The sequence below is a fragment of the Mesorhizobium sp. P160187 genome (assembly GCF_057766425.1).
The window spans coordinates 170,937-191,214 of sequence record NZ_JBYMDX010000002.1; the positions used below are offsets into that span (position 1 = coordinate 170,937).

The 20,278-nt window shown below is 59.3% G+C and carries 17 protein-coding genes and 8 pseudogenes; 17 read left to right on the forward strand and 8 right to left on the reverse strand.

The annotated features are described in order from the left end of the window. Positions 1–136: 136 nt before the first annotated feature. The 3 genes from AC3CCE_RS02035 to AC3CCE_RS02045 all read left to right on the forward strand — a co-directional run bounded on the left by AC3CCE_RS02035 (position 137) and on the right by AC3CCE_RS02045 (position 2,308). Positions 137–874, forward strand: coding sequence for a methyltransferase domain-containing protein (locus AC3CCE_RS02035; protein ID WP_352627373.1), 738 nt, complete (start codon positions 137–139; stop codon positions 872–874). Positions 875–1,175: 301 nt separating this feature from the next. Further along, entirely contained in the window at positions 1,176–1,376 is a 201-nt protein-coding gene (locus AC3CCE_RS02040; RefSeq protein WP_352448105.1) for a hypothetical protein, read from the forward strand. Between the two features lie 218 nt (positions 1,377–1,594). Continuing rightward, complete coding sequence (locus AC3CCE_RS02045) at positions 1,595–2,308, forward strand: class I SAM-dependent methyltransferase (RefSeq protein ID WP_352627371.1); 714 nt, start codon at positions 1,595–1,597, stop codon at positions 2,306–2,308. 9 nt (positions 2,309–2,317) lie between these two features. On the opposite strand, the gene AC3CCE_RS02050 is transcribed toward AC3CCE_RS02045, so the two are convergent. The 3 genes and pseudogenes from AC3CCE_RS02050 to AC3CCE_RS02060 form a co-directional block, all read right to left on the reverse strand. Further along, the gene (locus AC3CCE_RS02050; RefSeq protein ID WP_352448064.1) at positions 2,318–2,623 is read right to left on the reverse strand and encodes a hypothetical protein; all 306 of its coding nucleotides are present in this window, start codon (positions 2,621–2,623) and stop codon (positions 2,318–2,320) included. A gap of 369 nt (positions 2,624–2,992) precedes the next feature. Continuing rightward, a pseudogene (locus AC3CCE_RS02055) lies at positions 2,993–3,445 on the reverse strand (transposase); the annotation flags it as partial. Between the two features lie 215 nt (positions 3,446–3,660). Beyond that, positions 3,661–4,456, reverse strand: a pseudogene (locus AC3CCE_RS02060) (IS701 family transposase); the annotation flags it as partial. Between the two features lies 1 nt (position 4,457). Between AC3CCE_RS02060 and AC3CCE_RS02065 the strand changes: the two are divergent. Continuing rightward, positions 4,458–5,157: pseudogene (locus AC3CCE_RS02065) on the forward strand (transposase); the annotation flags it as partial. A gap of 191 nt (positions 5,158–5,348) precedes the next feature. Here the strand turns inward: AC3CCE_RS02065 and AC3CCE_RS02070 are convergent. Both AC3CCE_RS02070 and AC3CCE_RS02075 read right to left on the reverse strand, forming a co-directional pair. Next, positions 5,349–6,065, reverse strand: a complete 717-nt coding sequence (locus tag AC3CCE_RS02070) for a LysR substrate-binding domain-containing protein (protein WP_352627379.1) — start codon at positions 6,063–6,065, stop codon at positions 5,349–5,351. Between the two features lie 33 nt (positions 6,066–6,098). Then, a pseudogene (locus tag AC3CCE_RS02075) lies at positions 6,099–6,212 on the reverse strand (LysR family transcriptional regulator); the annotation flags it as partial. A gap of 181 nt (positions 6,213–6,393) precedes the next feature. On the opposite strand from AC3CCE_RS02075, the gene AC3CCE_RS02080 reads away from it, so the two are divergent. The 5 genes from AC3CCE_RS02080 (at position 6,394) to AC3CCE_RS02100 (ending at position 13,284) form a co-directional block, all read left to right on the forward strand. Next, on the forward strand, positions 6,394–7,938 hold the full coding sequence (locus tag AC3CCE_RS02080) for a trimethylamine methyltransferase family protein (protein WP_352627369.1): 1,545 nt from the start codon (positions 6,394–6,396) through the stop codon (positions 7,936–7,938). 11 nt (positions 7,939–7,949) lie between these two features. Next, positions 7,950–10,367: a GcvT family protein gene (locus tag AC3CCE_RS02085; RefSeq protein WP_352448061.1), complete on the forward strand. Its 2,418-nt coding sequence runs from the start codon at positions 7,950–7,952 to the stop codon at positions 10,365–10,367. 111 nt (positions 10,368–10,478) lie between these two features. Then, positions 10,479–11,645 (forward strand): mandelate racemase/muconate lactonizing enzyme family protein, encoded by a 1,167-nt coding sequence (locus tag AC3CCE_RS02090; protein ID WP_352448060.1) that lies wholly within the window; start codon positions 10,479–10,481, stop codon positions 11,643–11,645. Between the two features lie 219 nt (positions 11,646–11,864). After that, positions 11,865–12,857, forward strand: a complete 993-nt coding sequence (locus AC3CCE_RS02095) for an IS481 family transposase (protein WP_023697158.1) — start codon at positions 11,865–11,867, stop codon at positions 12,855–12,857. A 181-nt stretch (positions 12,858–13,038) separates the two neighbouring features. Then, the gene (locus AC3CCE_RS02100) at positions 13,039–13,284 is read left to right on the forward strand and encodes a hypothetical protein (RefSeq protein WP_352627479.1); all 246 of its coding nucleotides are present in this window, start codon (positions 13,039–13,041) and stop codon (positions 13,282–13,284) included. Here the strand turns inward: AC3CCE_RS02100 and AC3CCE_RS02105 are convergent. Then, positions 13,234–13,505: pseudogene (locus tag AC3CCE_RS02105) on the reverse strand (IS110 family RNA-guided transposase); the annotation flags it as partial. The gene AC3CCE_RS02100 and the pseudogene AC3CCE_RS02105 sit on opposite strands and share 51 nt — an antisense overlap. Positions 13,506–13,652: 147 nt before the next feature. On the opposite strand from AC3CCE_RS02105, the gene AC3CCE_RS02110 reads away from it, so the two are divergent. From AC3CCE_RS02110 to AC3CCE_RS02130, 5 genes and pseudogenes are all read left to right on the forward strand, one after another. Beyond that, entirely contained in the window at positions 13,653–13,943 is a 291-nt protein-coding gene (locus tag AC3CCE_RS02110) for a transposase (RefSeq protein WP_488377077.1), read from the forward strand. Positions 13,944–14,160: 217 nt separating this feature from the next. Further along, positions 14,161–14,367 carry a hypothetical protein gene (locus AC3CCE_RS02115; protein WP_488377078.1) on the forward strand — a complete coding sequence of 69 codons (207 nt, stop codon included), beginning with the start codon at positions 14,161–14,163 and terminating at the stop codon, positions 14,365–14,367. Continuing rightward, positions 14,364–14,591 (forward strand): hypothetical protein, encoded by a 228-nt coding sequence (locus AC3CCE_RS02120; RefSeq protein ID WP_352448058.1) that lies wholly within the window; start codon positions 14,364–14,366, stop codon positions 14,589–14,591. Before AC3CCE_RS02115 ends, AC3CCE_RS02120 begins: the two co-directional genes overlap by 4 nt. A gap of 543 nt (positions 14,592–15,134) precedes the next feature. Beyond that, entirely contained in the window at positions 15,135–16,604 is a 1,470-nt protein-coding gene (locus AC3CCE_RS02125; RefSeq protein WP_352448069.1) for a M81 family metallopeptidase, read from the forward strand. A gap of 610 nt (positions 16,605–17,214) precedes the next feature. Continuing rightward, positions 17,215–17,856, forward strand: a pseudogene (locus tag AC3CCE_RS02130) (IS110 family transposase); the annotation flags it as partial. On the opposite strand, the gene AC3CCE_RS02135 reads toward AC3CCE_RS02130, so the two are convergent. Together AC3CCE_RS02135 and AC3CCE_RS02140 are read right to left on the reverse strand one after the other, a co-directional pair. Next, positions 17,856–18,182, reverse strand: a complete 327-nt coding sequence (locus AC3CCE_RS02135) for a hypothetical protein (protein ID WP_352627330.1) — start codon at positions 18,180–18,182, stop codon at positions 17,856–17,858. The pseudogene AC3CCE_RS02130 and the gene AC3CCE_RS02135 overlap by 1 nt on opposite strands. Then, positions 18,179–19,285 carry an IS5 family transposase gene (locus AC3CCE_RS02140; RefSeq protein ID WP_488377079.1) on the reverse strand — a complete coding sequence of 369 codons (1,107 nt, stop codon included), beginning with the start codon at positions 19,283–19,285 and terminating at the stop codon, positions 18,179–18,181. The genes AC3CCE_RS02135 and AC3CCE_RS02140 overlap by 4 nt, the downstream gene beginning before the upstream one ends. 136 nt (positions 19,286–19,421) lie before the next feature. Between AC3CCE_RS02140 and AC3CCE_RS02145 the strand changes: the two are divergent. The 3 genes and pseudogenes from AC3CCE_RS02145 to AC3CCE_RS02155 all read left to right on the forward strand — a co-directional run. Then, positions 19,422–19,478, forward strand: a pseudogene (locus AC3CCE_RS02145) (hypothetical protein); the annotation flags it as partial. Positions 19,479–19,538: 60 nt separating this feature from the next. Further along, positions 19,539–19,883 carry a hypothetical protein gene (locus AC3CCE_RS02150; RefSeq protein ID WP_488377080.1) on the forward strand — a complete coding sequence of 115 codons (345 nt, stop codon included), beginning with the start codon at positions 19,539–19,541 and terminating at the stop codon, positions 19,881–19,883. Between the two features lie 113 nt (positions 19,884–19,996). Then, positions 19,997–20,185: pseudogene (locus AC3CCE_RS02155) on the forward strand (hypothetical protein); the annotation flags it as partial. Positions 20,186–20,278: the final 93 nt, after the last annotated feature.

Sequence of the window (20,278 nt, forward strand, 5' to 3'; positions counted from 1 at the left end):
TGACGCACAGTCAGCAGAGATAGGATCCGGCTCTAGAGTGGCGTGCATTCCATGAATGCATGCCGCGGCAGCCAAGACCATGACGAATTGTTAACTCGCTAATAGTCGAAATACTAGCAAGATAGGAGATCCGACAATGTCTGGTGAGGTAATGTGGGGCGAAGAATGGGCTCCGGTCTACAAGAAATATACCGGTATACGGGGGAGGACCGCTGAAGTGGACGAGACTGTTACTTTCCTTCATCGATACGCGGGCGAAAGCAATGCTCTTGAACTTGGCATTGGTGACGGACGTGTAGCAGTTCCGTTGAGTAAGCTTGGCGTTAAGGTTGACGGGATCGATAACTCGGATAGCATGTTGAAACTTCTCTCTGAGAGCACCGATTTGGTCAACGCTTGGAAAGGAAATATTTCTGAGTTTCAGGTAGAGAAACGCTACGGATTGGTGTTCTGCATATATAACACTTTTACACTTGTTGACACGCGCGAAGGTCAACTATGTTGTCTCCGATCTGCCGCAGATGCGTTATCCAGTGAAGGGGTCCTGATGATCGAAATCGTTGTGCCGGAGCTGGATGGTATAGTCAATGGCCAGAAAGTCAGTACACTCCTCTTGGATGACGAGAACACAATCCTCATCGCGGATGTCCATGATCCAATGAAGCAAAACTTGACCTCAACACTTCTCTGGTTTTCTGGTACGTCCGTCAAACGTTTGCCACATCGCGTGCGTTACGTCTATCATCAGGAATTGGACACTATGGCCGAATGCGTAGGGCTCAAGCTATCCGAGCGCTGGGAAGATTGGGCAGGAGGCGCGTTCACCGAAAAGTCCAAACGTCATGTCTCGGTTTACCGAAGAAACGGCCTATAATTCGCCTCGAACCGAGGCAGGTCATGGGGGGGCCGGCCCCGACCGCGAAGAGAAGCCAGTGACTCGCAAAACGTCGATGGCTTTGCGATCTCTCTATTTACGCGAACTCAAGTTGAGTGGCGGATCAGGTGAACGATGGTCAGTGACAGGCCACCTTCACCGCGCCGTGGGCTCAGATAGCCAGATCTGCGCATAATTCCAGCAAGGTGGCCCACTACCATGTTTTTCGTCGAACAGGATAGCAGTCTCCAGCGACGTAGACGTCAAGTAAAACTGCCATCGCTTACGAAAGAGAATTCTAATGACTGCTGTACAGGCTGAAGGCAAGCGTCGTTTCGCGCCGCATGCAGCGAATAAAGAATTCGTGATAGAAATCGCACCGAAACGCAAGTACGTATTTCCGCTCGACGTGCCGCTGAGCGACATCCAGCTGCCGTTTTTCAAGTCCCCGGTCGGAGAACCCGCTTGGGCCGAGGCGTCTTGGGCCCGACACGGGCCCTGAGCGATGCCCTGATCTGTGACGTGTCACCTGGAGTATGGACGCGTCGGCGCAGCTCTGACCTGGCTGCCCGCGTCCCCAGCGAGCGAGACACTATTGGGCGGCTGCGCGGAATGCTGCCTGGCGAGACAAATCACCCAATTCTTGCCTTCCTGGAGAGGCAATCTATGCAGTATCCTAAGCAGTGGACTGATGCCCTAGAACTCATTTGGGGCGAAGGCATGCTTTCGCCGGGCGGACTGATAAGGGTCTCCCAGATGCTGGAGGGCATCGACATTTCTGGCGACCGCGTGCTGGACATCGGTTCCGGCCTAGGCGGCATTGACGTGCTGTTGGCGACCAACCACGCCGCGGCCTCGGTCATCGGCATCGATGTCGAGCCGCAACTGATCACATCAGCTCGCGACCTGGCAGCGAAGAAGGGGCTCGCCGGACGCGTCATCTTCCAACTGGTCACACCGGGAAAGCTCCCGTTTGCGGATGCCAGCTTCGACCTGGTCTTCTCCAAAGACTCGATGGTGCACATGGCTGACAAACCAGCAATCTATGCAGAGATCCTGCGCGTGTTGAAGCCCGGCGGCTGGTTCATTGGCGCGGATTGGCTCTGGTCCGAGGGCGCCGCCGAGAGCCGCGTCGTGCACGCATGGCTCTCGAGATCGCAACCGGGCTTCGCCTTCACGACGCCTGCGACCGCCCTCCAGGCGCTCATCGACGCTGGTTTCGCCGAACCTACTGTCAACGATTTCCGTAAGGAACTGCAAAAGGCCAACCGCGAGGAGGTAGCGCTGCTCGAGGGTTCGGCACGCCAGACGCTTGCGGCGACAATCGGCGCGGAAATGGCCGAGGGCATGGTCGCCAGTGCCAAGGGCCGTCAGGCAGCGCTCGATTCCGGCGACCTCATCCCCTCGCATCTCAGGGGCCGCCGCTCGACTTAGGTGTGAGCTTTAACAGGCTGCTGCAAAAGTCGCATTTGGCTTTGTTTTATGATTCACTTTCGTCTGCTTAGTTGGCTTTTGACCGCTTTGTAAGCTTTGTACACTTGTCGTTTCGCAATTCGAAACGGCTTGTCTGTCGTATTCTCCGAAGTCATCCTCTCTTTCCAGTTGTTCCACAATACGACCACCTGATACGACCCCTTTGCTCCGGCCCATTACAGCGCCTTCAACGCTCATACGGGCCGGTCCGCCCCAGTCTCCTGCATCGGTACTCTCGCCTTGCGATTTGGCCCGCTTGAGCTTCTCCCTTTGCATCAGGAGCCTGGTTCCTGCATTTCCGCGTGAAAGCCTGTGGCCGACTCTCGCCCCCTCAACGCCGGTCGCCGCCCGCCCTGTCATCAGGCCCCGGCGGGCTTGTTCCAGGATGACGAGACGGTCCTGGTTTCGGCGACACTTACGTTCATAACGAGGCGTCTTCGAAGGGTTCACTTTCGTTCGTCTTTCGGACAGCCACCTGCTCGGATCTCGTCCAAACTTTTCATCCAACGCTCACCACCACGGCTCTTTACCGCAGCAGCTTGGACTGTTTGAGACCTGCTCCTGAAAGCCGTTCCCGGAGGGCCGTCCCCCATCATTCACACAGCTTTACGCTTCGGTCTCAGTTCATGTTGAACTCCTTCTGCTACTCTGCAGCACACTCTCGTCGATGAACACGAGCTTCGCCGGATCGAGATCGGGCTGGCCGTCGAACCAGTCCCGGAGCCGCTTCAGGACGTCGGGGCGTCCTGCTCTAGTGCGTGCGCACACTTTTTTTGAATGTCCAGCCGTGGCCGCGAAGCCAGCGCTCAAGGCGCTGCGGCTGATCCGCACCGAATGCTCGGCGCTGAGCCGCTCGTTAAGCGTGATGTCCTTGCGCTCCTCGATCAGCCCGACGATGAAGGCTTCATGCGCATCGGGGCTGGAGGCGCGGCGGCGGCCCTGCGGGCGTGGCGCCAGTTCGCCGATCTTCGCCCGCGCAATCCAGCGGATCGCGCTGGACACTCCCACGCCTAACCGCGCCGCTTGCCGCCCCGATATGCCCTCGTCCGAAGCCTTCAAGACTCGCGACCGAAAATCCCGGCTCAATGTTCTTCCCATCGTCCGCCTCAATGGAGGTGGATGTTGAATCAGCACAAAACGCACCCGTCACATCACAATCGATTCATCGATCACAGGACGTGCTCTAGTACTACTGTTGCGGATGCCCATGCCGTTTGTAGTGACAGATGGTGGCGCAGCCTGATGTCGTCGTCGCCATAACGGCCAGGCGATGATGACGGGCTGGATTGGGGCGAGGAGATAGTGGATCTCGGGGACGCTCGGGACGAGCTTATATGGCGATGCCATCCGTGCCCAGGACCGAGCCTCGCAATGATCAAGTCCGAAATCATCCTTGGCGTGCTCAAAACACTCCTCGACCGCCCAGCGTAGGCCGGCCACTGCCGCCAATTCGGCCAAGGAGGAACCGGGCGGAGCGAAGACCATGTAGTAGGCTTTTTCTCCGGATGTCGATCGCTTGCGGCGGACCAATGCTCAAAGCCGCCTTTTGAGGTCCAAGGGCGGCGGATGTGTGCCCAGTTGTAGCGCCGAGGCCCTTTGGCACCTTCACCTGCCGTATGACAGACCCAGTCCTCTGGCGCGAGCTCGCTGGCCAGTTCCTCGGGCGAGGTTCCCTCAAACCGACGATCCCCTCCACGGCGCATGAAGTGAGCGCCTCGAACCGCCAAAACATAGGGCTGCTCGCGAGCTTCCAGCATCCGGCGAAGGCTGCTGTCCGCCCCGTAGACAGCGTCGCCCAGAACGTAAGCGCACGGGACGCCGGCATCGAGCGCCGCCACGACCATGGCGCGCGCCATCTTTGGCTTGGTCGCAAATTCGACCGTCTCCAGATCGACGCCTTGGCACATCGCGCCCGATCCTTTGTCCAGCTCTCCGGCAGGTAAAGGCGACGATCAACCAGCGCTTGGCCGTAGCGGCTCGCGTAAGCCAAGAACACGCCGATCTGGCTGTTCTCAATCCGTCTCGCCGTTCCCGAGTACGCGCGAGGCCTGCGGAGCGATCGCCCTTATTCACAAATCCTGTCTCGTCGACGATCAGGACGCCATTCTCTGGCCGGTTCGTCGGTTCGGTTCTTCGGCCGCCCAAGCGGCCGAGCGGGGCTGAGATCCGCTCCCACCTGCGCCGCCTCGTGCGGGCGATCGGAGCAATTGGCCGAACACCCGGATCCTGATCTGGGCCGACGGACATTATTGTAGTCCACCGGTCATCGACTGGTGCCGCGCCAACAGTGTCGACTTCATCCTCGGCCTGGCGCTCACCACGCCGCGGCGCAAGCTGTCTCGGATCTGGAAGCCGGCACGCTGGTGCGTTTTGAGGCGTCGGCGAAAACGAAAAGGGCCACCGCTTCAAGGAGTTCATTCACAGCGCCGCCAGTTGGAGCCGCGTCGAGCGCACTATCGCGCGGGTCGAGGTCGGCGCCCAAGGTGCCGATACCCGCTTCGTCGTCACCTAGGCCAAGGCGCTCTACGAGGATGCCTACTGCCGGCGCGCCGCTGCCGAGAACCACATCAAGTCGTGGAAGACGCATCTTTCCGCCGACCGCACATCCTGCACCAGACCGACGGCCAACCGGAGCTTGCGGGCCGCGGTGCCGAGGCGCTCGAGCTTTGCCGTCGCCCAATTCGACACGCTGCGACTGCGCCTCATCAAAATCGCCGCGCGGGTGGTCGAGATGAAACCAGATCCGCCTGCACCTGCCGACATTGTGCCCCGATCAGCGTATTCTGCGCATCGTCCTCGATCGCACCCCCCCAACTCGCGACATAAAGATGGGGCGCAGACGCCCCGAACCGAACCCGCCGACTGCAAACCTGCAGACCCCGCCCGCCATCACGACGGATCACCGCCGGCGCCTGACGAGGCTTGCCAAAAACACCGCAGCGGCGGCCAGATCGCCGCTTTAGGCCACCAAAGCTCATCGCCGTGCATCAAGGCGGCTAGACTAGTTCGTCCTGGTGGAATAAAGAGCGCTTTCCGGCGAAGACGGGATCACCCGCGCGCACAGGACCCAGTCCTTCACAGCCTTTGCCTCAGAAGCGAGGTCGACCGAACGGTTGCTGACGACGAAGAATGCATACCCAGTTTCCCAGTTAGCGGCAAGCGCGGGGACAAGCAATCCTTCGCTCAGCGGATAGTCAATGATGTGCGTCCATCCCAACGCAATTCCCTGCCCTGCGATGGCTGCTTGCACCACCAGGCTGTAATCGTTGAGACGGAGGCCCTCACCGCCGTCTTCGAATTCAACTCCAAAATGGGCAAACCATTCCTTCCATGCCGGCCGCGGCCGGTGAGGCTCATCCAAGTGAATGAGTGTCCGCCTGGTGAGATCTAGCAAATCACGCGGCAGGCCGCATTGCGTCAGGTAGGTGGGGCTGCAGACCGGGATAAGGTTCTCGCCGCCGAAACGGAACGCGCGGTAGTTTGGCCAATCGCCCAGCCCACGACGGATGCCTATTAGATAGGGGTCCGGCCCCAAATCGGTGTCGCGATCCGCCGTCTGGATGCGGATTTCGATTTCCGGATGCTGCGCCCGAAAAATGGGCAGTCGCGGGATTAGCCAGTGGCTGGCGAACGCTGTCGAAGACGACAAGACAACATGCTTGTCCTCAGTTGTACGCCTAACAGCCTCGGCCGATCGGGCAATATGGCCGAGACCCATCGCAACATCGCTGTAGAAGCGCTGGCCGGCTTCCGTCAAAGCGACCCGTTTGTGCTGCCGCACGAACAGGTGAAGGCCAAGGTCCCCCTCTAGGTATTTAATGGCCGAGCTCACAGCGGCTTGGCTGACGCGAAGCTCTTCGGCCGCCTTGTGAAACTCAGATGCCGCCCCGCGGCCTCAAAGGTGATCAGGCCGGTGGGGCTCGGAATGCTTAAACGAGGCATTGCATAACTTCCACTTATGCCAACATCAGAATAATTGCGGTTTACCCAGACGTTTTTACCAATCAAACTTATAGAAGGAAAAGAAAAAGGGAAGACGTAAAAGCATGTCCGAGCCAGAGGCGCCGACAACTCGAGCACGAGGCCGCTCGAACCGACGTACTCCAGCCGGGGGGCACGAGGCAGCGGCTGTCCTCGCCGGCGTCGAGCGTCGCATTCGGCCCTACGATTTGCTTTCCGAGGAAGGCCTGCTGTCAATCGAAGACGCCGCCGCAGTGATTTTGGAAGAAATTGGCATTGAATTCCGCGACGATCCGGAATCGTTAGACCTGTGGCGGGCCGCAGGCGCCCAGGTCGATGGCGAGTTGGTGCGCTTTCCACGAGGGATGCTTGGCCCGATTCTGAAAAGTGCACCGTCGACTTTCACGCAGCATGCCCGAAACCCGGCGCGTTCCCTGAGAATCGGCGGCCCGCACGTCGTGTTTGCGCCAGCCTACGGGTCACCTTTCGTGCGGGATCTGGACGGTGGACGCCGATACGGTGCGCTCGTCGATTTTCAAAACTTCGTCAAACTCGCCTATTCCATCCCTTGGCTGCACCATTCGGGCGGAACGGTATGCGAGCCAGTCGACATTCCGGTGAACAAGCGGCACCTCGATATGGTGTCCGCCCATCTGCGCTATTCGGACAAGCCTTTCATGGGCTCGGTCACTTCGGTGGAACGGGCCGAAGACTCGATCGAGATGGCCCGCATCGTCTTTGGCCGAGAGTTCGTCGACCAGAACTGTGTCATCCTTGCAAATATCAATGCCAACTCTCCGCTTGTTTTCGACACTACCATGACAGGCGCGCTCAAGGTCTATGCCCGTGCCAACCAGGGGGCGGTGATCGTGCCTTTCATCCTGGGCGGCGCAATGGGTCCGGTCACAACGCCCGGCGCCATCGCCCAGTCGCTTGCCGAGACCATGGTGGGCTGCGCCCTGACCCAGCTCGTGCGCCCTGGTGCCCCCACCATCTTCGGGAACTTTCTGTCATCGACCGACCTGCGTACTGGGTCACCAACCTTCGGCACGCCGGAACCGGCTTTGGGATCGCTGGTTGTGGGCCAGCTCGCCCGGCGGCTGGGCCTGCCGCTGCGTTGCTCGGGAGCGTTCACGTCGTCAAAGTTGGCTGACGCCCAAGCTATGGTGGAAAGCGCGGTCGCCATGCAGGCCGCGGTCCAGTGCGGCGCCAATTTCATCCTGCATTCGGCAGGTTGGCTCGAAGGCGGGCTGACTATGGGCTTCGAGAAGCTGATCCTGGATGCCGACTTCTGCAGTGCTCTGCATGTCTACATGGCAGGCCTCTCCGTCAATCCCAATCAGCTGGCACTCGACGCTTTCCGCGAGGTAGGGCCGGGGAAGCATTTCTTCGGATGCGGCCACACAATAGCGAACTACCGAACGGCGTTCTGGGAATCGGAAGTTGCTGATAACAACAGCTTCGAACAATGGCGCGACGCGGGGGAAAAAGATGCCCTGGTGCGCGCGAACGCGCGCTGGAAGAAGCTGCTTGCAGAGTACGAGGCGCCCCCTCTTGATCCGGCCATCGACAATGAGCTGGCCGATTTTTGCGCGCGGAAGAAGTCCCAGCAAACGGACCAGTGGTACTGAGGGAAGACATCATGGAATTGCATGCAAAAGTCGTAGTCATCGGCGGCGGAGTCGTCGGCTGCTCCATCCTTTATCATCTGGCGAAACTGGGATGGCACGATGTCGTGCTGCTGGAGCGTAGCGAGCTCACCTCGGGGTCGTCGTGGCATGCCGCGGGGGTCATCCACACCATCAACTCCGACCCGAATATCGCCCGGCTGCAGGGCTACACCATCAACCTGTACAAGGAACTCGAAGAGCTTACCGGCCAGTCCTGCGGCATCCACCGGCCCGGCGGCATTTACCTTGCATCCACGCCCGAGCGGCTCGACTATCTCAAACAGGAGCGCGCCAAGGCCCGCTATATGGGCCTCGAGACGGATTTTATCTCGCTTGAGCACGCCCGTGACCTCAACCCGCTGATCGATCCCTCCAAATATCTGGGGGCGCTGTTCGAACCGATGGACGGACACGTCGATCCGTCAGGAGTGACGCACGCCTACGCCAAGGGCGCCCGCCATTACGGCGCGAAAGTTCATCGCAATACGCCCGTGCTCGAAACAAATCCCCGGCCTGATGGAGGCTGGGACGTCGTGACCCCGACCGGAACGATCCACGCCGAGATTGTCGTCAATGCGGCTGGCCTTTGGGCGCGCGAGGTGGGGAGGCTCGCCGGCATTGATCTGCCCGTGCAGCCCATGGAACACCATTACCTGATCACCGAAACGATCCCCGAAGTCCGCGACCACGGCAAGGAAGTTGCCGTCACAGTCGACTACGAAGGTAATGCCTACACACGGCAGGAGCATGACGGGCTTTTGCTCGGGACATACGAGTCGAACTGCGTACCTTGGGCGGTGGCTGGAACACCGCTCGATTTCGGGCATGAGCTGCTGCAGGACGATCTGGGACGAGTCACCGAACGCTTGGAAATGGCGTTTGACCGCATGCCGGCGCTCGGCCGCGCCGGAGTAAAAAAGGTCATCAATGGGCCCTTCACCTTTGGTCCCGACGGCAACCCCCTCATAGGTCCCGTCCCAGGCCTCAGGAATTACTGGACGGCGGTCGGCGTCATGGCCGGGTTCTGCCAAGGGGGCGGTGTCGGGCTCTGCATGGCAGAGTGGATGGTACATGGCGAACCGTCGATTGATGTTTGGGGGATGGACATAGCGAGGTTTGGCGAGTTCGCGACACGTGACTGGGGCACGATTAAGTCGGCCGAAAACTATTCGCGCCGGTTCATCCTGACCTATCCTAACGAGACTCTGCCGGCAGGACGCAAGCAGAAGACTACCGCTCTTTATGACCGGCTCGTTGGCAAGGGAGCGGTCATGGGCGCGTCCTACGGCCTCGAACATGCACTCTGGTTCGCGCGATCACCTGTCGAAGCGGTCGAGACCCCGACCTTCCGCCGCTCGAATGCCTTCAGTCATGTGGCGGAAGAGGTTCGCGCAGTTCGCGAAGCTGTAGGCTTCATCGAAATCGCAAACTATTCCAAGCATGAGATCAGTGGACCGGGGGCGGAAGCCTTCCTCGACCGGATGCTGGCAAACCGCTTGCCGCAGCACGGCCGCATCGCGCTGACGCCGATGCTGACGCCGAAGGGCAAGCTTTACGGTGATCTGACGGTCGCCCGGCTCGACAACGAGACCTTCTACCTGTTCGGATCCGGCGCAGCCCAGAACGTGCATCGACGGTGGTTCGAGATGCACGTTCCGCCAGACGGCGTCGCGTATCGGAACCGAACTGACAAATTTCACGGAATAGCAATTGCCGGTCCGCGCAGCCGCGAGCTCTTGGCGCGGCTGACCCGAGCCGATGTCACGAATACAACACTGAAGTTTCGCGATATCCGGAATATGGTCGTCGGGAATATCCCGGCCATGGTCGCTCGCGTCTCCTTCTCGGGCGAACTCGGGTATGAGATCTACTGCGCGCCCCATTTTCAGCTCGCCTTGTACGAAGCTCTGGAGCGGGAGGGCGCGGATCTGGGGCTTCGCGCCTATGGCGGACGTGCATTGATGTCCATGCGGTTGGAAAAAAACTGGGGTGTCTGGACGACGGACTTTCGCCCCGATTTTACCGCCGCGGAATCTGGCCTCGACTCCTATGTCGCATTTGATAAGCAGGCCGACTTCGTTGGCAAGGCGGCAGCGCAGGCTGAGCGCCAGCATGGACCGAACAAGAAGCTGGTAACGCTAGTGGTCAAGACGGAAGACCTTGACTGCGTCGCTGACGAGCCGATTTTCCACGACGGCGTATGTGTCGGTTACGTCACTTCCGGTGGCTTCGGCCATACCGTCGGGAAGAGCCTCGCAATGGGTTACGTGCCGGCGGCTCTCGCCGGTGACGGCACGAAACTACAAGTCGAACTTCTCGGTCATTTCTACGACGCCGAGGTCACGGCCCAAGCCCTGTATGACCCGGACGGTACAAAAATGCGGGCCTAAATCAGGATGTCGAAACATCAAACTTGGCAGCGGCGCTTACTATCTCAGCCCCAAGGCCCGGCGACAGGGAAGCCGTCGCGTTGACCTTCCTCAACTCCAGAGCAACAGAACATGCAGATCCGATCGATTACGGCGACCCCGGTCAATATCCCGCTCGAAGCGCCAATGTGGTGGACCGGCGGTCTGTATCCCGGCACCTCCAAGACGATCGTCCAGGTCTTTACTGACGAGGGCATTGTCGGATTTGGCGAGGCGCCAAGCACCGATGTGGTCGAGATGATTACCGCCATGGGCGAGGCCCTGACAGGTCTTGACCCGCTCGACATCGCGGCCTGCGAGCGGGTTTGCGTTCCACCCTGGCAGATTGTTCAGAATACGGATGATTCCCGGGTGGTGAAGGCGTTCGGCGCGATTGAGATCGCGCTTTGGGATATCCGCGGCAAGGCATGGAATCAACCGCTCTACCAACTTCTGGGCGGCAAGGTGCGCAGCAAGATTCCCTTCACCGAGTATTTCGGCTTCCGACCGGGCCGCGAGCAAACCGCGGAAGCCGTAGCCGACTATTGCGTGCGGATGAGAGAAGAGCATGGCAGCACGTTCTTTGAAGGCAAGCTCATCTTGGGCGACCCGGACCTTGAGATCGAGACGGTGAAGGCGCTCCGCGAGAAACTCGGCTGGAAAGCCATGTTGCGTCTCGACTCGAACATGCAATGGTCGTTGACGACCGCGCGGCGTGTGCTCCGGGAACTCGAACCATTCAACATCCGCAACTACGAAGATCCGGTCGCTACATTTGAGGAAATGGCGGCACTTCGACAGCATTCAGCCATTCCTTTTTCGACGCATGTTCCAGATATTCGCCGTGCGGTCGCACTCGGCGCGCCAGATTTTATCGTCACCAATTTTGCGGTGCTCGGCGGCATCGGCCGGGCAATCCGCTTTATCGGGGCCTGCGAGGCAATGGGGGTCGGCTTCTGGTGCTATTCGGGCGACGCTGGAGTCTGCACGGCCGCATATCTGCACGTCTCAGCGGCAACCCAGTGGATCAGCGAGCCGAGCCAGTCTCTGTTCCGCTGGCAGGTGGGGGATGTCATCGAAGGCGGACCATTCCGTCAAATCAACAACGTGATTCCTGTCCCCGAGGGTCCCGGTCTAGGAGTCACTATCGACGAGGCGGCGCTCCGTCACTGGAGTAGCCATTTCGCCGATCATGGTCCGATCGATCATTTCAATGACCCGCTATCTCCCATCCGACACCGCAGGATACCGCTAAACTAGTTCCCGTGCATAGTGTGCTGCAGCAAGCATAAGGAGGTTCAATGTTGAACTGACAACATGATGAGAAGCTGCGTGAAAGATGAGGGTACCCCTCGGGATCGGCTTTCAGGAGCGGGTCTCAACCAGCCCAAGCTGCTGTGGTAGAAGAGCCATGATGGTTAGGTGTTTGATCCCAGGCTTTGATGGCGCATACTTTTCGTCCGAATCAAAGGATGCGCTATGGGCCAGGTTCTTCATGGGAGCGCCACGACGACAGAGGCGATCCGTCGAGCGATACAGCATAGTCAAGAGAGCCTGAGGGCGCTGGCGAAGCGCTACGGCATCAATCAGAAGACGGTTAGGAAGTGGAGGAACCGGACGTCGGCCGCCGATCTTCCGACTGGCCCCAGAGATCCGAAGTCGACAGTGCTATCGACTGAGGAAGAGGCGGTCATCGTCGCCTTTCGGCGTTATACGCTGCTGCCACTGGACGATTGCCTCTATGCTCTCCAACCGACGATCCCGCATCTGTCGCGGTCATCCTTGCATCGCTGCCTGCAGCGTCACGGGATAGGCAGGTTGCCGGATGTCGAGGGCGACAAGCCGGCAAGGAAGAAGTTCAAGGCCTATCCAATCGGCTACTTCCATATCGACGTCGCCGAGGTCCGAACCGAGCAGGGCAAGCTGCATATGTTCGTGGCCATAGATCGGACCTCGAAGTTCGCTTTCGTCGAGCTGCACGAGAAGGCAACGACAGCGGTCTCCGCCGATTTCCTGCGCCATCTTCTTGATGCTGTCCCTTACAAGATCCACACAGTGCTTACCGACAACGGCATTCAGTTCACGACCCCAGGTGCCGGCGGCTCGGCCGTTCCGCTGATCAAGGAAGCCATGGCGGCGGGAGAAATCATATGGGCGCACGCCTTCGAACATACTTGCGCCAAGGCCGATATCGACCACCGAACGACAAAGCCAAGGCACCCATGGACCAACGGCCAGGTCGAACGCATGAACCGCACGATCAAGGATGCGACCGTCAAACGCTTCTACTACGAGAGCCATGACCAACTGCGCCAGCATCTCGCCGATTTCGTCTTAGCCTATAATTTCGGCCGTCGACTGAAGACCCTCAAGGGCCTCACGCCCTTTGAATACATCTGCAAAATCTGGACAAAAGAGCCCGAACGATTCAGGCTCGATCCAACCCATCAAACCTTGGGACTAAACAGTTAGGGTTGGGTCAAAAGCCGCGGACATGATCTGGGGCAGCTGACTGGTGACGATCGTGGCCCGGCGTTGTTGCCGTCGCGGGAGTGGTTGGAATTGGGAGTCGGCGTAGTCTCCGGGGTGATTAACCTCGAATCATCCGGCGTTGGAGCGCCGGACAGGAGACCACGCCTGACAAAGGACTAACATGAATGCCGAAGCCGTTCATCCTGGGGATGAGGCGACGAACTATCTTTTCGACAACTGGTTTGATCTGATCGAAGTTGGCCTGCGCGAGCGGGTGCGCGGCTTCATCGAAACGATGCTCGAGACGGAGCTGGAAGCGGTGCTTGCCCGTCCCCGTTACGGCCGGCAACGGACCGACCGCGGTGATGAGGGAGCAAGCCAACTGAAGGTTGCCGGTCTTGGCGAACAGGTCGCCGAGCTTCTTTAACTGGGCCGTCTGCTCCGGATAGCGATCAAACATCGTGACGATCCGGTCGCCATCGTGCGCAGCTGCACGTAGAACATCCGTTAGGCGAAGGGCGACACGCAGTTCTCGCGCCCGTTTGCCGGGAGCCCAGGCCTCGGGTGCCAGGTCGGCTCTGAGCAGAAGTGCCAGCACCTCGCATCGATCTTATCCGTATTGATCTTGGCGTCGGCGATTGCCTTGAGGTCCTCCCTTCCATGCGGTCCGATGGAACCGCAAACACCGCTTGCTAAATGCGCTGCCAGACAATCTAAGAGACCTGTGCGCGGGTGTCTCTGGACTGGTGTGTTGATCTGTGAGTCTCCAATCAGTACAATGGATTGAGGGATGCGATGCCACCTCGGCGCATTTTTCAGCAAAAGCTTGATTTTGATGTTGATCGCGGCCAGCATTCGTCTTTGGATGCGCTTGCCAGACTGATTGACTGGGTGCCGATCGATCAGGCCCATTGTGTGGTTTCCTGCTCTGCGAAGGGCGAGTCTGCCTGGGCGCCAGAGGCCTTGTCCAAGGCGATGTTGCTGTCGATCTGGTACAACTTGTCCGACGTCAGCGTGTCAAGGCGCTGGACGACAGAGATCGTTCCCACGGTTCTGCGGGCTTTCGGTTCAAGAGCCAACACCTGAGCGAACGGCTTTCGTGCGTTTTCGAAGGGCCCTTGTGGCCCATGGTCTGACAAGACGCTGTTCGACGAGATCACCCGCCAGCTCAAGGCCAAGGCGATTCAAATGAAGGCCGGTACACTTGTCGATGCGGCAATCATCGCCTCGGCCAGTGAGGATGACGAAGAGGGCCATTGGGTCAAGCATAAGGGCCGACCAGCGGTCCATGGCTTCAAGGCCCATGTCGGTGCCGACACCCAATGCAGCTCTGGTCGAGGAGATCGCCATCACGCCCGCCAACATCGACGACGGCAAGGCTTGTCCCGATGCTCTGCCTGACAACCCCGCCGAGATGCTTGCCTATTCGCGGCAACCATTTTGGCGACGCGGTGCGTGCCAAGGGTGGGACGTCACGCATCGTCGCCTCCGGTATGTGGAGACGGGATGAAGCCGAAACACTGGCACGGCTTGGGGCCTGGAACCCAACTAATCCACTGCATTCGTGGCCGGATCGAAGATTTTCGGAACCTGGAAACGAAGCTCCTTCGCCGGATGCGATGGCTTGCAAAGGCAGGCGTTCAAATTAGCCACACCGCCATCGCATGCGATATGAAACGCAGCTTGAAGGTCATCGTCATCCCTATGGCTGGACAGCAGCAAAAACACCCTTGACGCTTGCACGAGAGCGTCAGAAGACACAGCCGACGACGTCGGCGCTGATATCAGTGTGCCCTTTACCCTGGAAGCCGAAAAGAACAAACAAAAGCAACGCATAATGCTTCCGCGCACAGGCCTCTTAAGACGGCTGGGAGGGTTCCGCTGGGAGCTTGGTCGAGCTTGGCGACACGCGCTGGTGCGTCGAAGCCAGTGACGCCGCATGCCTCGGGACTGTTTCCAAAAGCTGCTGCGCAAATATCTGCCACCGTGCCGACTGACGACATCCGCATCCAGATGCTCGGCTCACCGACACAACTCACGATAGGAGCCGTAAGCGGCAATGCCGCACATACGAACTGACGCGGGGCGATGGGCAACGATCGTTCCTACCGGGACCAAAAGAATGACGGCACGTACTTCATTGGAAAGGGGATAAAATTGCAAACAACCCAATTCCACGAAATCTGCATTGCAGCGAAGGCAGTATTTAGACGGACATCGTTCCTCGGCCAGCGCTAGGTTTAGCCCTTGGATATTTCTCTAGGGAGATCGCTCTTGATGCGATTATTTGCTGCAACGCTTGGTACTGAAACTCATAGCTTTTCCCCGATGCCGACCGGCATTGCAGATTTCAAAGAGGGAGCCTTTCTTCGTCCCGGCGAGCTTCCCGAAGAGGCGCCAATCTGGTGTGCCGAGCCCTTGTGGGTCGCTCGCCGTAGGGCGGAGGCTGACGGCTTCACTTTGATCCAAGGTAGTTGTTTCTTTGCTGAAGCTGCGGGCCCGACAAATCGCCAAGATTACGAGTTCATGCGCGATGAGATCCTAGATCAGGTTAAAGAAGCGCTGCCTTTGGACGGCGTACTGCTAGGTCTTCACGGCGCAATGATCGCATATGGCTATGACGACGTGGAAGGCGACCTGCTAGAACGGGTCCGATCACTTGTAGGTCCCAAGTGCGTCATTGGGGTTGAGCTGGATTCGCATTGCCACTTGACCATAAAGCGCGTCAACGTCGCGGATATCATAATTCTTTACAAGGAATACCCGCATATCGATCAGGTCGAGCGTGCTCACGAGCTACTCGACTTGGTTCTGCGAACCATCCGAGGAGAAATCGAACCGGTAATGTCATTGTTCGATTGCCGGCAACTTCATTGGTATTTGTCAGAGACACCGCGGATGCGAAAACTTATAGATCGGATCCAGGATATGGAGGGCAAAGGCGGTGTACTGTCCGTTTCCCTTGGTCATGGGTTTGCGCTTTCAGACGTACCTGAGATGGGGAGCAGAGTCCTTGTCGTTACGGACAACGATAAAGCAACAGGAGATTTGCTTGCGAAGGAAATTGGCGTGGAATTTATTTCCATGCGAGCAGATGCGCCCGATGCACCGATGTCAATTGCCGATGGCGTCACCTCTGCGATTTCTATGGTGGGTGCTCCCGTTGTCATAGTAGATGACCACGACAACGCCGGTGGCGGAGCTAGTTCAGACAACACAGATGTTTTGAAATATCTCATTGAAAATCGAGTGGAAGGCGCTGCTCTAGGTCCGTTGTGGGATCCTATCGCTGTGCGCCTCTGCTTTCAAGCGGGCGTGGGTGCCAGCTTTCCTCTGCGTATTGGTGGAAAAATCGGTATTATTTCAGGAGTGCCCATTGACGCGAATGTGTCGGTAATTGGACTGAAGCGGAAATGCTGGCAATATAGTGGCCCCACCCGAGCCTCGCTCGGCGACTGTGCCGCAGTGCGCATTGGTGGAGTAGATGTCGTGCTATCCAATGAACGAACGCAAGCGCTCGGTCTAGAGTTGTTCACCAACGTGGATATTGATCCCCTGTTGAAGAAGATCATCGTGCTAAAAACGAGCACCGCGTTTCTGCCGGCGTATGGTCCAATCTCTCAGAAGGTGATTTATGTTGCCAGTAGCGGATTGTTAGGCATGGGGGTCAAGGACCTTCCATACAAGGCTGTGAACCGGCCTATTTGGCCGTTAGACTATAACGCCACTCCGACCCTTCTTATCTAGAGCACGTCCGGTAATCGGTGAACTCGATTGTGATGTGACTGCTGCGTTTTGTGCTGGTTCAACATCCACCTCGATGGAGGTGGACGGTGGGAGGAGCATGGAGTGAGGATCTTCGGTCGCGGGTCTTGAAGGTCGGCGTGAGAGTGTCCAGCGCGATCCGCTCGATTGAGCGGGCAAAGATCGGCGAATTGGCGCCACGCCCGCACCAATGCCGGGATAGAGGTCGACCTGCGTGTGGCGACATGGGATTGTCAGGAATTCCGTGCGGGCGGGCGGTTGAACATTACGGCATTTTCTAGTCTTTCTCCGATCGGTTCAAGATCCGGTAGAGCAACTTGGTTGCCGCATCGCCTCTATTGAGTTCGTAACCGGTATGATCATGAGGGTGCCATCTGGTCCCCTGCTAGAGATGAGCGATTTTCGGCGTATGGTGCGACCATCCGGGACAGGGGCACCGGGAGCGCGCCAAGTGCGGGCAGGCCGATGTATTCGATGAGCTGCGAGCTCGCGTTAGTAGCTGGCCGCCCCTGCGACCTGCGAGGTTGCGCCGAGAGCGCGTATCCGTAGGTGTCGCGTCGCCGCCGGCTCCCGAGCGTTTGAGGAGGAGCGGATGAGACGAGTGATTGGAATGGACATCCACCGCACCTTTGCCGAGGTGGTGGTTTGGGAAGACGGCCAGCTGCGCCGTCACGGACGGGTCGATATGACCCGCTCGGGACTGAAAGGGTTCGGCCGCAGTTTGCGACGGACCGAGGAGGTTGTCGTCGAGGCCACGGGCAACGCCATGGCGGTGGTGCGGGTTCCGTCGCCCTTCGTCGGCCGGGTGATTGTCACCAATCCGATGCAGGTGAAGGCGATCGCCCATGCCAGGATCAAGACGGACAAGATCGATGCCGGGGTTCTGGCGCAGCTCCATGCCAGCGGCTTTCTGCCGGAGGTGTGGGTTCCCGACGAGCGGACCGAGCGGCTTCGCCGTCTCGTCGCGCGGCGCAATCAGGTCGTGCGGCATTGCACGCGCGTGAAGAACGAGGTGCATGGCATCCTGCAGGCGCACCTCGTGCCGAAGTGCCCGCATGCCGATCTGTTCAACAATCGCGGTCGCGCCTGGCTTGAGCGGCAGGTGCTTCCCGACGACGAGCGGGCTGCTATCGCTCGCCACTTCCGCGAGATCGACCGCCTGGCCGAGGATCTGACTGACCTCGATCGCGACATCTCCCGGGAAGCGGTTGATGATGTACAAGTCCCGCGGCTTTAGCAGGCTGTTGAAGAAGTCCATTTGCGGGCGATGAAGTCTGCTTCGTCGCCGCGTTGGAAGCAGATTTGTCCGTTGATAGAGCCGTCTGGCTGGATTTCAGCCCAGCCAGTGCCTTGGGCCTCGTCCATTTCGTCATTGCCTTGCCAGGAGAAGGCGACGTTGTTGCCGTGGCCCGCGCCGAAGATCTGCCCCGTAACGCAGCCGAAGGCGAATTCGCCGGAGCCATCGGCCGCGAATTCAATGTAGGCTGGCTCCATCATGTCGAGATAGTCCTCGACATAGTCGGGCATCTCAACGATCCGCCAGCGGGCCACGATGCTCATGCCGGGGCCGCCAGCAGCTTGGGCAGGCGGATCAGATTGTAGGCCGCCAAGTTCAAGGTGAAGGCAGCATTCACACGGGCGCATCCTCGCAGCTTAACCTTGGCCATGCCGGCCGAGGCCTTGATCCAACCGAACACCTCTTCGATCCGCTTGCGGCAGCGCTGGCTGACATCATAGCCCGGATGGCGTTTCGTGCGGTCATCGATCGCCGTCACGCGAGGCTTGCCGGTTTTGCTCAGATGGCCGTCGATGGCGATGTGCGGTGTGACCTTGCGCTCACGCAGATCCTTGACGAACTGGCGGATATCATAGGCTTTGTCGGCGCCCAGCGTGATGCGCCGCCGCGACGGTCTGCGGTCCAACATGGCGAGCGCGGCATCACGCTCACCCGTGCCTGTCGCCTGGGTAATGCCGCCATCGACCGCCAGCCCATGACGGTTCTCCATTAGCGCATGCCCCAAGTAGCACAGCCTCGCCGGCTGACCATCGCCCTTCTTGTAGAGCCGCGCTTCGGGGTCGCTCGTGCTTTGGTGTGTGTCGTTAGAGCGCTTCTCCTTATGGAAGCCCCGTTCGGCGTTGCGGCCAGCACCGTCCGGGCCGTTGTCGCCGCCATCCTTGCGGCGGAAACTCTTGATCGAAGCCCAAGCCTCGATCAGCGTGCCGTCCACCGAGAAGTGATCCGACGACAAAAGCCGCTTCACCCTTGGCTGCGCTAGCACCGCGCGCAGAAACTTTGCCGCGATCTCACCTTCCAACAGCCGATCCCGGTTCTTGGTGAAGCTCGAATGATCCCAGGCCGGCTCGTCAACACCAAGCCCTACGAACCAGCGGAACAGAAGATCGAACTCCATCCGCTCCATTAATTGACGCTCCGAGCGAATGCCGTAGAAGGCCTGCAACAGCATCGCACGCAGCAACCGTTCCGGCGCGATCGACGGGCGGCCGAGCCCAGGCGGATAAAGCACCGCAAAATCGCCGTGCATCTCCACAAGAGCCGTGTTGACGATCTCTCGGATCGTCCGAAGCGGATGATCTCGCCGCACCCGCGCCTCAAGGTCGACATACGAAAACAGCGAACCTGTCCGCTCGTCCAATCCGCGCATCCGCAAATCCCCATTCTTCCGGGGAGCAGTGAATCACGCCACTAACGCCTGCGCTAGCACTTCTTCAACAGCCTGTTAGACGATCACCGGCGTCAACGCCATCGGCGCGAGCGGTATCATCGCCGCCGTCGGGGACATCCGGCGGTTCTGCGAACCACAGAAGCTGGTGAGCTACTTCGGCCTCAATCCGCGTGTGCGCCAATCCGGTCTTGGCATCGCCCAATATGGCCGGATCAGCAAACATGGGCGTTCCATGCCCGCGCCACGCCGGTCGAGGCCGCCTGGGCGGCGGCGAGGCGCCCGGACCGCTCAGGCTTTCTTCCTGCGCATCCGCAACAAGCGTGGTCATCAGGTCGCAGCCGTGGCGGTCGCCCGCAAGCTCGCCGTGCTGATCTGGCATCTGCTGACAAAGGAGCAGGACTACTTCTGGGCTCGCCCGGCGCTGGTGGCGGCAAAGCAGAGGCTGCTCGCTCTCAAGGCCGGCGCGCCGGGCGAGCGCGGTGTCCGTCGCCGCGGTTCGGCTTGCGCCTACAAGGTGAAGGAGTTGCGAACAGCGAGAAAGCCGCGGCCGAGAATGCCGAGCGTGCCTACGAGTTGATGGTTCGGTACCAGGCGCGAACGCACTCGATAAATTGTCTGGAGTTCAACTGCTCCTGGCTCTCGAGTTCGACGAAGCGCGTTGACGGTCGTGGTGGCGGCCTCGGCGATCTTCGGGCGAGCATCGTCTGGGATAATGCGGCCATGGAAAGCTTCTTCTCTCGCTCAAGACAGTGCGCACAGTTTACAGGACCCGAGATGCCGCCGGGGTCGATGTCTCGACTAGTTTAGATCGAGCGCTTCTACAATCCCCGACGGCACTCGACACTGGGCTATCTGAGTTCGAGCAACGAGCCATGTTAGCTGCTGCGGCGCCGATCGGCGTCTCTCATAGGCCGCCCAGCGTTGCTCCCGAGTGCATGTGCAGGTTTTGTTCTGGCCCGGATACGAGGCTAA